The 12,927-nt window shown below is 72.8% G+C and carries 7 protein-coding genes and 1 pseudogene; 6 read left to right on the forward strand and 2 right to left on the reverse strand.

Annotation, left to right across the window (positions count from 1 at the left end; all coding sequences use genetic code 11):
- The first annotated feature begins 125 nt into the window (after positions 1 to 125).
- Positions 126 to 1,424 carry a Na+/H+ antiporter NhaA gene (gene nhaA / locus ACWEN6_RS29890; protein WP_452574815.1) on the forward strand — a complete coding sequence of 433 codons (1,299 nt, stop codon included), beginning with the start codon at positions 126 to 128 and terminating at the stop codon, positions 1,422 to 1,424.
- Here nhaA and ACWEN6_RS29895 read toward each other — a convergent pair.
- Positions 1,409 to 4,230 (reverse strand): annotated as a pseudogene (locus ACWEN6_RS29895) (cation-translocating P-type ATPase). The gene nhaA and the pseudogene ACWEN6_RS29895 sit on opposite strands and share 16 nt — an antisense overlap.
- 223 nt (positions 4,231 to 4,453) lie before the next feature.
- Here ACWEN6_RS29895 and ACWEN6_RS29900 point away from each other — a divergent pair.
- From ACWEN6_RS29900 to ACWEN6_RS29910, 3 genes are all read left to right on the forward strand, one after another.
- Entirely contained in the window at positions 4,454 to 5,203 is a 750-nt protein-coding gene (locus ACWEN6_RS29900) for a multicopper oxidase domain-containing protein (RefSeq protein WP_452574817.1), read from the forward strand.
- A 162-nt stretch (positions 5,204 to 5,365) separates the two neighbouring features.
- The gene (locus ACWEN6_RS29905; protein ID WP_452574819.1) at positions 5,366 to 8,467 is read left to right on the forward strand and encodes a helix-turn-helix transcriptional regulator; all 3,102 of its coding nucleotides are present in this window, start codon (positions 5,366 to 5,368) and stop codon (positions 8,465 to 8,467) included.
- Between the two features lie 450 nt (positions 8,468 to 8,917).
- A complete protein-coding gene (locus ACWEN6_RS29910) occupies positions 8,918 to 10,129 on the forward strand; it encodes a hypothetical protein (protein WP_452574821.1) in 1,212 nt (403 codons plus the stop codon).
- A 255-nt stretch (positions 10,130 to 10,384) separates the two neighbouring features.
- On the opposite strand, the gene ACWEN6_RS29915 is transcribed toward ACWEN6_RS29910, so the two are convergent.
- Complete coding sequence (locus ACWEN6_RS29915; protein WP_452574823.1) at positions 10,385 to 11,083, reverse strand: CBS domain-containing protein; 699 nt, start codon at positions 11,081 to 11,083, stop codon at positions 10,385 to 10,387.
- Positions 11,084 to 11,614: 531 nt separating this feature from the next.
- On the opposite strand from ACWEN6_RS29915, the gene ACWEN6_RS29920 reads away from it, so the two are divergent.
- Positions 11,615 to 12,217, forward strand: coding sequence for a CHRD domain-containing protein (locus ACWEN6_RS29920; protein ID WP_452574825.1), 603 nt, complete (start codon positions 11,615 to 11,617; stop codon positions 12,215 to 12,217).
- A gap of 446 nt (positions 12,218 to 12,663) precedes the next feature.
- Positions 12,664 to 12,876, forward strand: a complete 213-nt coding sequence (locus ACWEN6_RS29925; protein ID WP_452574827.1) for a heavy-metal-associated domain-containing protein — start codon at positions 12,664 to 12,666, stop codon at positions 12,874 to 12,876.
- Positions 12,877 to 12,927: the final 51 nt, after the last annotated feature.

Raw genomic sequence — 12,927 nt, forward strand, 5'->3', positions numbered from 1 at the left:
GCCGCGGCGGCGGGCGCCGCGGCCGGCCGTTCCCGGCGCGTCCGGGCGTCCTGATACGTTGGTCACAGGTGCGCCGGGAAGTCTGGTCGGCAGGTCCGGCCCGACCCTGCCACCAGTGGAGCACCATGCGCACCGCCTCCCACCGCACACCCCGCCTGCTCGGACGCGGCACATGGCGCGAAGCGCTGCGCGTCGCCGACATCCTGCGCAAGGAGACCATCGGCGGGGCCCTGCTCCTGGCCGCCGCGCTCGCCGCGCTGGCCTGGGCCAACTCCCCGTGGGCGCAAGCGTACGAGGACCTGCGCGCGATGACCGTGGGACCCGCAGCCCTGCACCTGGACCTGGACCTCGCCACCTGGGCCGGTGACGGCCTGCTGGCCATCTTCTTCTTCGTCGCCGGGCTGGAGCTCAAACGCGAGTTCGTCGCCGGGGACCTGCGCGACCCGCGGCGGGCGGCGGTGCCGGTGGCCGCCGCCTTCGGCGGCGTGGCCGTGCCGGCGGCGCTGTACCTGGTGGTGGCCGGCGCGGACGCGGTACAGGGCTGGGCGATTCCCACCGCCACCGACATCGCCTTCGCCCTGGCGGTGCTGGCGGTGATCGGCCGGCACCTGCCCGCCGCGTTGCGCACGTTCCTGCTGACCCTGGCGGTGGTGGACGACCTCATCGCCATCGTCATCATCGCCGTCGCCTACACCATCCACCTGTCGGCGCTCCCGCTGCTGGCGGCCCTGGCGCCGCTCGCCGGCTTCGCCGTGCTGGTGCGACGGCGGGTGCGCTCGTGGTGGCTGCTGCTGCCGCTCGCCTTCTCGACCTGGGCGCTGGTGCACGCGTCGGGCGTGCACGCCACCGTGGCCGGGGTGCTGCTGGCCCTGACCGTCCCGGTGCCGCGCGGCGCGCGGGCGGGCGTCCCGGAGGACGGGCCCGGGCTCGCCGAGCACTTCGAGCACCGGTTCCGGCCGATCTCCGCCGGCTTCGCCGTCCCGGTCTTCGCCTTCTTCTCCGCCGGGGTGACCTTCGGCGGGCTCGACGGGCTCACCGGGACGCTCACCGAGCCGGTCGCGCTCGGTGTCGTGGCCGGACTGCTGGCCGGCAAGCCGATCGGCATCCTGGCCGCGACCTGGGGGGTGGCCCGTTTCACCCGCGCCACCTTGGACGAGGGTCTGACCTGGACCGACATGACCGGCCTGGCCGTCCTGTCGGGCATCGGGTTCACCGTGTCGCTCCTGATCGGAGAACTGGCCTTCGGCCCCGGCGGCGACGCTCACGCCACGGTCAAGGTCGCGGTCCTGACCGGCTCGCTGGCCGCCGCGCTGGCGGCCACGGTGATCCTGCGGTCGCGCGCCCGCGCCTACCGGCGCATCCACCAGGCCGAGACCGCCGACTCCGACCCCGATGGCATCCCCGGCCTCTACCGCGCGAACTGACCACCGCCGTCCGCCAGGGCCCCCTCGCGCCGATGGAGGACGCGGTCGAGACGGGTGGCGACGTAGCCGAGGGTGGACAGGGCGGTGACGATCAGCAGGTCGCCCGCGGCCAGGGGCCGGGTCCCGAGGACTTCGTGGAGCGGCGGGAGGTAGAGCCCGGCCAGCTGGAGCACGAGGGCTCCGGCGACCGCGAGCAGCAGCGCGGGGTTGGCCGAGGAGCCGGGCCGGGTGCGGGAGCCGATCGCCACCCCGAGCTGGGTGGCGCCGAGGGCGAAGAAGGCCATGCTCTGCCACGGGCGTCCGGTCTGGTGGGCCCAGATGGCGACGCCCAGGGTGACGGCGGTGAGGACGACGGCGATCCGGAGCACGCGCTGCCACAGGCCGGCCCCCAGGATGTCTGGGTGGGCGGCCGGGGCGGCCTGCTCATGGACCCCGGCAGGGCGGGCTCGCCGCCCAGGGCCACGCCCGGAAGCCCGTGGGTGAGCAGGTTGATCCACAGGATCTGCGCGGGCAGCAGCGGGAGTGTGAGCCCGGCGAACGGGCCCAGCAGCATCACGGCGATCTCGGCCGCGCCGCCGGACAGCCCGTAGACGAGGAAGCGGCGGATGTTGGTGTAGACGCGGCGGCCCTCCTCGACGGCGGCGACCACCGTGTCGAGGTCGTCGTCGGCCAGCACCAGGTCGGCCGCCTGGCGGGCCACCTCCGTGCCGCGCTCGCCCATCGCCACGCCGATGTCGGCGCGTCTCAGCGCGGGCCCGTCGTTGACGCCGTCCCCGGTCATCGCCAGCGTGTCGCCGCGATGACGCATGTTCTGGATGATGTCGAGCTTCTGCTCGGGCGTGGCCCGGGCGTACACGCTCGCGGTGCCCTCGCCCAGTGCGCCGGCGTCGCGGCAGTCGACGACCCGGCCGCCGGTCCCGATGATGCCGAGGTCGGTGGCGACGGCGCGGGCCGTCCCCGGATGGTCGCCGGTGATGAGGACGGGTCTGATCCCGGCGCGCTTGCAGGCGTCGATGGCGGAGGCCGCGGCCGGCCGCGGCGGATCGAGGATCGCGATCAGCCCGAGCAGCGTCAGCCCGCGCTCCTCGACGGTCGCCGGGACGTCGTCCAGGTCCGACGCGGCGACGGCCAGCACCCGGTAGCCGTTCTGGGCGAGCCGGTCGGCGCGCTCGCGGGCACGGGTGAGGACCGCGGTGGCGTCGGTCAGGACGGAGGTCTGGAGCAGCGCCTCAGGCGCGCCTTTACAGATCGTCCGGGCGTGGCCGCCGGGCGTCCGGTGGACGGTCGTCATGCGCTTGCGCCCGCTGTCGAAGGGCCGCTCGGCGACCCGGGGGAAGCGCTGCTGCGTCTGTGACCGGTCCAGCCGCAGCTTGGCGGCGGCGGCGAGCAGGGCGGCCTCGGTGGGATCGCCCAGCGCCTGCCACCGGCCGCGCGGGTCCGGCGTCAGTCGCGCGTCGTTGCACAATGCCGCCGCGGTCAGCAGGTCGGTGAAAGTATCGGCGCCGATGGCCCCTTCGGGGATGACCCGGCCGTCGGGGGCATAGCCGGAGCCGGTGAGCCGCGCTTCTCCGGCCGGGGTCCACACCAGCCGGGCGACCATTCTTCCCTCGGTGAGCGTGCCGGTCTTGTCGGTGGCCAGCACGGTGACCGAGCCGAGGGTCTCGACGGCGGGCAGCCTGCGCACCAGGGCGTTGCGTGCGGCCATGCGGCGCGCCCCCAGCGCCAGGCTCAAGGTGACGACCGCGGGCAGCGACTCCGGGACGGCCGCCACCACCAGGCTGATGGCGGTCACGACCATCAGCTCGACCGGCAGGCCGCGGACCAGGCCGTGGGCGAGCACGATCACGCACAGCAGCACGGTGACGCCGGCCAGCATGCGGCCGACATCGGTCAACCGCCGCTGGAGGGGGGTGAAACCGGCGCCGGTGACCATCATGGACGCTATGCGCCCGGCCGTGCCGGCCGCCCCGACCGCGGTGACCACCGCCCGTCCGCGCCCCCGGGCCACGACGGTGCCTGCGGACACCGGCCGGCCGGCGCCCTTGTCCACCGGGACGGACTCGCCCGTCAGGGCCGACTCGTCGATGAGCAGCCCGGCCGCCTCCACCAACTCGGCGTCGGCCGGGACGATGTCCCCCTCGGCCAGCACCACGACGTCCCCGACGACGACGCCGGCCGCCGGGACCTGCGTCTGCGTGCCGTCGCGGATCACGCGCGCCGTTGGAGCGGTCAGTTCGGACAGGGCGGTGATGGCGCGGTCGGCCCGGACCTCCTGAACCACCCCCACCGAGGTGTTGACCACGATCACCAGCATGATCACGGCCATGTCGGTCCAGTCGCCCGTGGCCAGGGTCAGCGCCGTCGCCACCAGAAGGACCAGGATGAGCGGGTCGCGGAGCTGCGCGGCGACGCGCCGCCACAGCGGGACGGGCGGTCTCCGGGGAAGCAGGTTCGCCCCGTCCCGTTCCAGTCGTGCGGCCGCCTCCGCGGACGACAGGCCGCGGCTCGCGGCGCTCGCGGTGACATCCTCCCTGGTCATGGGTCGCCTCCGGCGCGGCCGGCGAGTGATCGGGTCATGGTTCGAGCCTCTGACCGGCGACGCCGCGGGCACAGAGTCTTGGTCCCCCGGCGGGGCGGCGGGCCGGGCCGCACGGCCGGACGCGCGACCGCCGGTGCCCCGGATGGCGGCAGGTGTAAATTCGCAGGTAGAAGTTCTGATGGTCCTCGATGAGCCGTGGAGCGGTTGGTCGCGGAGACGACCCGACGGCCTCGTGACCGGCCTGAGTCGGACATTCTCGTCCGACATCCGAGGAGGCCGAGGTGATCACGAGACGTGAGTTCATGAAGACCGGCGCCGCAGGCGCCTTCCTCCTGGTCGCCGGGCGGCGCCTGCGCCTGGGAGGCGCAACGGCCGCACATGGCCGTACCTGACGGTCGAGCAGCGCCGCTACCGGTTCCGCTTCCTGAACGGCTGCAACGCGCGGGTCCTCGACCTGAAGATCGTCACGCGGCCCGCCGCGAAGCGCCCGGTGGCTCCGGCCCTGCCCTTCTGGCAGATCGGCTCGGACGGGGGGTTCCTGTCCGAGCCCGTCGAACTCGGCCGGCTCCTGCTCGCCCCGGCCGAGCGAGCGGACATGATCGTCGACTTCACCCGCATGCCCCAGGACGCGGAACTGTACCTCATCAACGAAGGGCCCGACGGGGCCTACCGCGGGGATTCGCGGGCCACCCCGGCCGACCCGGCGACGACCGGGCAGGTGATGAAGTTCCTCGTGCGGGAATCGGTGGAACCGGATCTCAGCGAGCCTCCCGACCGGCTCGCCCTTCCCGCGCCCGGCCCGCTCGCCCCGGCGACGAAGACGCGCAAGGTCGCTCTGCTGGAACAGACCTCGGCCACGATCGCCGGCGTCCCGCCGACGGCGGCGCTGCTCGGCACCGTCGACGGCGGGGTCAGGGCCAGGATGTGGTCCGATCCGATCACCGAGACCCCCGCGGCGGGCTCCACGGAGGTCTGGGAGATCCACAACCGGACGGTGGACGCCCACCCCATCCACATCCACGAGGCGCAGTTCGAGGTGGTCGACCGGCAGCCGTTCACCGGCGCCTCCCGGTCTCCGGAGCGTTGGGAGACGGGGTTCAAGGACACGGTGATCGCCTATCCCCACGAGATCACCCGGATCAGGGCGACGTTCGACCGGGCAGGGCTGTTCGTCTGGCACTGCCACCTCCTCGAGCACGAGGACAACGAGATGATGCGCCCCTACCGCGTGACAGGCTGAAGCCGGCCTGCCTCGCCGCGCACGCCGCGGAACGCCGGCAGCGGCCGCACGCCGTGATCCCGCCTCCGCCGCTGGTCGCGGCCGGCAGAAAACGCGTCGTACGCGGCATTTGGTGGCTGTAGCCTGACCCCTGCGGCACGTTCCAGGAACGTGAGGAGCAGGATGGCTCACCCGGATCCCGACGATCATCTCCGGCGCCGGCTGCGCACCTTGCAGCGGGTCGTGGGCGGTCCCACCGACGCGACGCTGGCTCGCCGCAGCGGGGTCGCGGCGGCCACCTTCTCCGAGGCGATGGCCGGCAAACGGCGACTGCGGGACGAATTCGTCGCCAAGGTCATCGCCGGCTGCGTGGCTTGTGCCCGCGCCGCGGGGAGAGCCGGGCTGGACGAGCAGCACGTTCTGCAGGCGCTGCGGCTTCCCGGCCACACCGCCGCGGACAACGGCATCTTCGAACGCGACGACTACCTGGACTCCTGCTCCTCGGTGCTCGACGAGGTCCGCGGACGGGCGGGAGCCACGATCGTGGTCGAGGGCCCCGCGGGCATCGGCAAGTCCGAACTGCTCGCGCGGGTGTGCGCGGAGAGCGCCGTGCGCGGGATCACCCCCTTGGTGGTGCGCGGCAACCAACTCGACCAGACGATGGCCTTCAGCGGCGTCCGGACGCTGCTCGGCCGCTGGGCGGCCGGCCACAGTGGCCACGACCGGCAGCGCCTGTTCGCCGGCGCCGCCGCGTTCGCGCGGGTGCCCCTCGGCCTCCCGCACACCCGGCGAGGTTCGGAGATCGGCCTCACCGAAGCCCTGTACTGGCTGCTGGTCAACGCCACCGACCCCGCCGGCGGCGACGAATCGCTGCTGCTGGCCGTCGACGACGCGCACTGGCTGGACGAGGAGTCGCTGAACTGGCTGGAGTTCCTCAGCGACAGGCTGGCCGGACTGCCCGTGGTGTTGCTGCTGGCCTGCCGGCCGGACGAGCCCGCGCAGCCACCGGCGCTCACCCGCGTCACCCTGCGCGCCACCTCCGTCATCCGGCCCCGGCCGCTCAGCCTGGACGCCGTGCGCGCCATCGTCGGCCGCGGCCTCGGACCTCCGGGCTCCCCTCCGGACGAGACGTTCTGCGCGGCCTTCCACAGGCACAGCGGCGGCAACCCGTTCTACCTGCGGTGGATGATCGACCTGGCCCGCGAGCGCCGGCTCGCGCCGACGGCCGGGTCCGCCGCGCGCGTCGCCCGCCTCACGCCCCGCCAGGTCGTGGTGCACCTCAACGAGCGGCTGCGCGCGCTCGGGCCGCCGGCGGAGCGGCTGGCCCGCACCATCGCCGTGCTCGGCCCCGGTATCCCCCTCGACCAGGCCGTCCACCTCGCCGGACTGACCTGTGAGGAGGGCAAGCGCGCGTACGACCTGCTCTGCAGAGCCGGGATCCTGGCCGACCACTCCAGCGTCGACTTCCGGCACCCGATCATCCGGAGCGCGGTCTACGACGACATCGACCCCTCGCAGCGCAGCGACACCCATCTCGCGGCGGCACGGTCGCTGCACCAGGCCGGCGCCGGCCTCCAGCCGGTGGCCGCCCATCTGCTGCGGGTGAACGCCGCGGGCGACCCCTGGGTGGTCGACCGGCTGGTCGCCGCGGCCGACGCGGCGATGAGCTCCGGCCTGGCGGCCACGGCGGCCCGCTACCTCGGGCGCGGGGTCGCCGAGCCGCCCCCGCCCGCCCGGCGTTGCCAGGTGCGAACGCGTTACGGGCAGGCGCTGGCACTGGGCGAGGTGGCCACGGCCATCCCCGAACTGCTCGCCGCCCGCGAGCAGGCCGCCGACGACGCCCAGGGCGTCGAGGCCGCGATCGCGCTCGCCAAGGTGTACGGCTACGCCAACCGGCTCGGCGACGCCGTCCGATCGCTCGACCGGGCCCTGGACGGCTGCCGGGACGACGGTCTCCGCGACCGCCTGCGGGCCGAGCAGTTGCTGTGGGCGACCTGGTGGGCCGACGACCCGCACCGGCCCGACCGCATGCTGCTGCTCGACCGGGCCGCCCCGCCGCTACGGGGCGCCACCCACGTGGAGCGTCTGATGATCGCCCTGCACGCGTGGAGCCTGGTGCTGCGCGGGGAGCCCCGCACCGCCGCGGCGCAGGCCATCGGGCCCGTGATCCGCGACGGCGTGTCGTTCGCCGACCTCGACCAGGGCATGGAGGTCGGCACCGTGACCGCGTTCGTCCACCTGTTCTCCGACGACCTGGCGACGGCCGGTCGCCTGTTCGAGCAGGCGGTGGACGAGTTCGACCGCAACGGCTGGCGCGGCACCCACCTCACCTTCGCCCGCGTCCACCTGGGCAACGTGGCCCTGCGGGAGGGCAGGATCGCCGACGCGGTCGCCGACGCCGAGATCGCGCTGCGCCTGGCCGACCGCACCGGCCCAGGAACGCCCGCGGAGCAGTTCGCCACCGGCACCCTGATCGAGGCACTGCTCGCGCGCGGCGACGTCGACCGTGCGGAGGCGGTGTACGGCGAGCGCCGATACGGCGCCTCTTCGGCCGACGCCTTGGTGCTCCCCATACCGAACGCGGTCCGCGGCGCCCTCCAGATGGCACGCGGCCAGACCGCCGGTGCCACCGCCACGCTGCGCCGGCTCGGGCAGTGGCTGGAACACGCGTCGCTGCTCAACCCGTCGGTGTGCATGTGGCGCTTCGACCTCGCCCAGGTGTTGCGGCACACCGCGCCGGACCAGGCCCGCGAGATCGTGGACGTCGGGACGCGGCGGGCGGAGCGATTCGGCAGCCCGCTGGTCCGTGCGCGAGCCCTGCGCACGCTGGCCGCGCTGCGACCGGCGTCGGCCGCGGAACCGCTCGAGGAGGCGGTCCGGATCCTGCGCCCCACCCCGCACCACCTCGAGCGGGCCCACGCTCTGGCCGAACTCGGCGCGGCCCTGACCCGGAGGGACCCCACGGCCTCGCCGCGGGCCGGCCGCGACGCGCGCGTGCCGCTGTCGGAGGCGCTGACCCTGGCCGACGAGTGCGGCGCCCTGGGTCTGGCCGACGCCGTCGCCCGGCGCCTCGGGGACGCTCCGCACCTCCAGCGCCGGCGGACCAACGCGCTGGACCCGCGCCGGCGACGCGTCGCCCTGCTCGCCGCGGACGGACGCTCCGAATCCGAGATCGCCTACAGCATGGTCCTCGACCTGGACACGGTCACCACGCTGCTCCGTGAGGCACACGACATCCTCGGAGTCGGCTCCCTCGCCGAACTGCGCCGCGCCCTGACGCGGTAACCGTGATCGCTGCCCCCTGAAACGGCGAGTCCTGTGACCCGGCAAGCCTTCTGCGGCGGATCGTGTGAACCGGCATGCCTCTGAACCGGTGTGCCCTTAGATCCGGCGGACCGTGTGAACCCGCATGCCGTCTGAACCGGTGTGCCCCCTGAACCGGCGGACCGTGCGACCGGCATGCCGTCTGTGGCGGCATGCCGGCCGAACCGGCACGGACCGGTCGCCGGACGCCGGAATCGTTCGGTTATTCGGCGGCGATGGCGGAGCCCCGGCGCGCTCGGTGAAATGACTCGACTCCTCCGATGACCGCGCCCCGCGGATCGGATCCCTCCAAAGGCGAAACGGAGCCGCATGTCGGGCCTCCGTCATCCTGTCCACGATCAAGGGGAAATGATGCCAAACGCAGCACATCGCGGCACGTTAGCCGGCCCGCGCAGGTCGGCGGCACGGTACGTGGGGGTCCTGAGCGCGGTCGCGCTGAGCGTGACCGCGCTCGGTGAGACCTCGGCTCTGGCCGATCCCGATCCCGCTCCCGGCGCGGGCAAGAACGCCCTCGAGGCCGTCCCGTTCAGCCACGTCCCGGCGGACATCCGGCAGAGGATGCTCGACCAGGTTCCGCTGAAGGAAGCGGCGTCGAAGATCTCCTGGGCCGTCGAGAAGGAAGGAGCGGCCGGCGGGTTCGCCGGCATCGTCCTGCAGCCCAAGTCGGTCGAGCTGTGGTGGAAGGGCAAGCTCCCCGCCTCCGTGAACAGTGCTCTGGCCAAGGCCCGCGGCGTCGCGGCCGTCGAGGTCAAGGCCGCGCGTCACTCCCGGGCCGAGCTCAAGAGGGCCGCGGCCGGCCTGCTGGCCGACCTGAGGAAGAACCCGCAGGGGGCGCTCACCCAGGTGGCCGGCTCGGTCACCGGCGCCGGGCTCGTCGTGACCACCAAGGCCGCGGCCAAGACGCTCGCCCCTCGGGCGACGACGGTCGGCGGCGTTCCGGTCACCTACGTCACGGGGGAGGTCCCGCAGGCCGACGGCCGGTACGACGACTACGCCCCCTACTACGGCGGCGGCGCGATCATCAACGACGACAACCACGCCCGGTGCACGGCCGGCTGGGCCGTCACCGACGGCGGCGGCCAGAGCTACCTGCTGACCGCCGGTCACTGCGGCCGGACCGGCGGCGGCTGGCACAACGGTTCCTGGACCACCCCCGGCACCGGCCTGTGGGTCGGAACCGGCGCCCAGGAGAACCCCGGTCACGACATCCTCCTCATCACCGCGAGCTCCGCCGGGCGCATCTGGGACGGCGACTCCTCCGGCACCTTCACCGCGGGCGTCGCCGGCTGGGACTGGGTCTACGCCAACGAGTGGGTCTGCCAGTCGGGCTCCACGAGCGGCGCCGTCTGCGGGATCCAGAACACCGCCGACTTCGCCTACGGAGGCTGGTACCTCGACGCCTACGGCAACACCGAGTACTGGTCGGACCTCATCGTCGCCCGCCGCACCGACGGCGGGCTGCCGAGCCAGGCCGGCGACAGCGGCGGCCCGGTCTTCGCCCTGAGCGGCGACTACAACGTCGTGGCGAAGGGAACGGTCACCGCCCACAACGGCTCGACCTTCTACTACCAGGACTTCGCCACGGCCGTCCGCGACTTCGGCATCTCCGTGAAGACCGGCTGAACCACTCCGCGGTTTCGACAACCTCATGAAGCCGGCCGAGCCGGCCCGCGACTCCGAGCCTTGCGCCGTGGACGCGGCGGCCGCTGACGTGAAGAGGGCGGACGCGAAGGCACACCCCGCGCCCGCCCCCTGGTCCACGGCCGGCGGATGCGGAGGTGGACCTCCCGCTCGCCCCCGCCCACGGTCGCGTCGCGCGATGCCCCGTGACCGCGACCTCGTCCAGGACTCTTCGCCGGAATCAGGCCGGATCGGCCCTCATTTCCGCCCGGCGGTCAAGGTGTCGTCCTGTCGCCACCGCAGTTCGTCGAGCACGTCCACCACGCCGTTGACCCGCCCGATCATGGCCACGATGGTCCGGGCCTCGCTGTGATGGGCGATCTCACCGCCGACGGTCACCACACCCTGCGACACCGAGACCCGGACCCCTGAGGTGTCCATCCACAGGGGGCCGCTGAGGATGTCGTCGCGGATCTCGGCGGCGATGTCGTCGTCGGTGCGCGTGAAGACCTTCAGCACGTCGTGACGGCTGACGATGCCCACCAGCAGGCCTTCCTCGTCGACCACCGGCAGCCGTTTCACCCCGTGCACGTCCATGGCCCGGGCGGCGGCCACCACACTGGCGTACGGCCTGCAGGTGATCGCCGGCGTGGTCATCAGCTCGGCGGCCGTCTCGCCGCGCGCCTTCTCCTCCGGGTCGGAAGCGCCGCCGATGCGCCGGCGCAGCCTGGCCCGCAGGGGAGGCCGGTAGTCCTCGCCGTAGTAACGCTGCCTGAACTCCTCCTTGCGCAGCAGATCGGCCTCGGAAAGGACGCCGATCACGTGTCCTTCGCCGTCCACCACCGGCACGGCGCTCACGCCGTGGCGCACGAGCACCTCGGCCACGTCCTTGAAGGGGGTGCTGCCGTTGACGGATGCGACCTGCCAGGTCATCACGTCCCGCACCTTCTTGTGCATGATCGGCTCCCTCCGGGCGCCGGCGTGGCGCCCGTCTCTCGCTGCGAGCGTCCCCGTCCGCGGCGGCGCCCACGCCCCGCCCACGCTCCTCTTCATCGAATCGTGGAACGGGATCAGCGGCGAAGAGACGAAGGTCCCCGTGCCCCAAGACATTCGGCCCCACCGGATCCGGATGGGCGGACCAGGCCTGCTCTGAGGGGGGAGCCGTCTCGACCACGTGGCTCACAAGCCGGTCGTGCTCCCTGGGCGTGCGCGACTCGCGGCGCTGCACCGTGAATCTCGGGGGTCCAGAGCAGGTTGAGGTACCGGGCGGGAGTGTGATCCGGCGGCGGCAAAGATCACATTCGAACCTGTGTACGACTCTGTGGAAACTGTGGATAACCCGCGGCATGCGATGGGGCGGGATGTGTGCCGTTGTGCACGTAAGCGGCGTTGTGTGGATTCGTACGTATAGACGCGGCGACGGTCGGCCTAACGTCTGGGATGTCCGAAACGAGCGATTCGGCGCCTCCCTCACGAAAGAAGCTTGTGATGAACGTTCAGCAGACCACCCGAACGACGACCTCCTGGCAGCGTCTGGCCGGCCGTGCCGCGGCCGGCGCGGTGACCGCGGTCCTGGCCGTCGGGATCGCGGCGATCCCCGCCGGTGCGGCGACCAGCCCGGCCGCGACCTCCACCGCCTCCACCGCCTCGGTGTCCGCCGCGTCCGCCGTTTCGACCGCCGGGCACGTGAGCTTCAGGCCCAAGAGCTACTACTTCGGTGCGGTGCTGCTGGGCAGGAACGAGGTGCGTGAGCCGGGCAAGAAGGTGAACGACCGGGACGGTGTCGCGGTGGCGAAGTTCCGCATCCAGGGAAACCGGATGTACTACCTGGTGCAGTGGAAGCGGACGGGCAGGCCGACCGCGTTCCACATCCACCGCGGCAAGGCCGGTGTGAACGGCCCGGTGGTGATCGATCTGCTGCACGATGGCACGATTCGCGGCAACTCCGCCTTCGGTTCGGTGCGGGTCAAGGACCTCAGCGTGCTGGCCGGGATCAAGAGGAACCCGGGGAACTGGTACGCCAACATGCACACCAAGCAGTTCGCCGACGGCGCCGTCCGCGGCCAGCTCCTCAAGACCGGCCGCTGGTAACCGGTCACCCGCGCGGAATCACGCACCGGTTCGGCAGGTCATAGGCCGGGCGTGAGGTGAAACGAAAGCCCACGTCGTGGCGAATAGAGATGTGGCCGGAGGCGCGTAACGCCTCCGGCCACATCGCCTTTCACGGGTCCCGTACGACCTCCTATCCCGCTTCCACCACAGCGGCGACGGATCAACCTCTCCATGACCGCCACGGACGGGCCGGGCGATGGCGTCAGAGGCCTCCGTGATTCCGGCCTCGGCCTCGAGGCCTCCTGGATTCCGGCCTCGGCCTCCGACCGCCCTTGCCGATGGCCCCCGCGACGCACTGAACCAGGAGCTCCCGAAGGAGCGACACCTCATCTCCTCCCTCCAAGGTACCCTAGGGGGGTACAGTATCTCCATGTGTTGCGTCGGCGGCGACGGTCGTCGCCGAGGGCAAGCTCGAGGAGAAGTCGATGAGCGTGGTCATCTGCACGGTTGAGGGCATGACCTGCGGCACCCGCGTGCCCTCCGTCAAGGAAGAGGCGGCGGCGGTGCCCGGTAGGACGACTGCCGAGATCGGCCTGGCCGGAGGCTCGCTGACCGTGGAAGGCGGCGGCCTCGTCGAGAAGACGCCGGTCATGGCCGCACTCCACGAGGCCGGCTACGCAGTGGCGGGTCGGCCATGAACGCCGGCGTCAGGTTCGGCGGATACGTCCTGGGCCTTGCCGTGGTCTTCG

The sequence above is a fragment of the Sphaerisporangium sp. NPDC004334 genome (genome assembly GCF_053602655.1).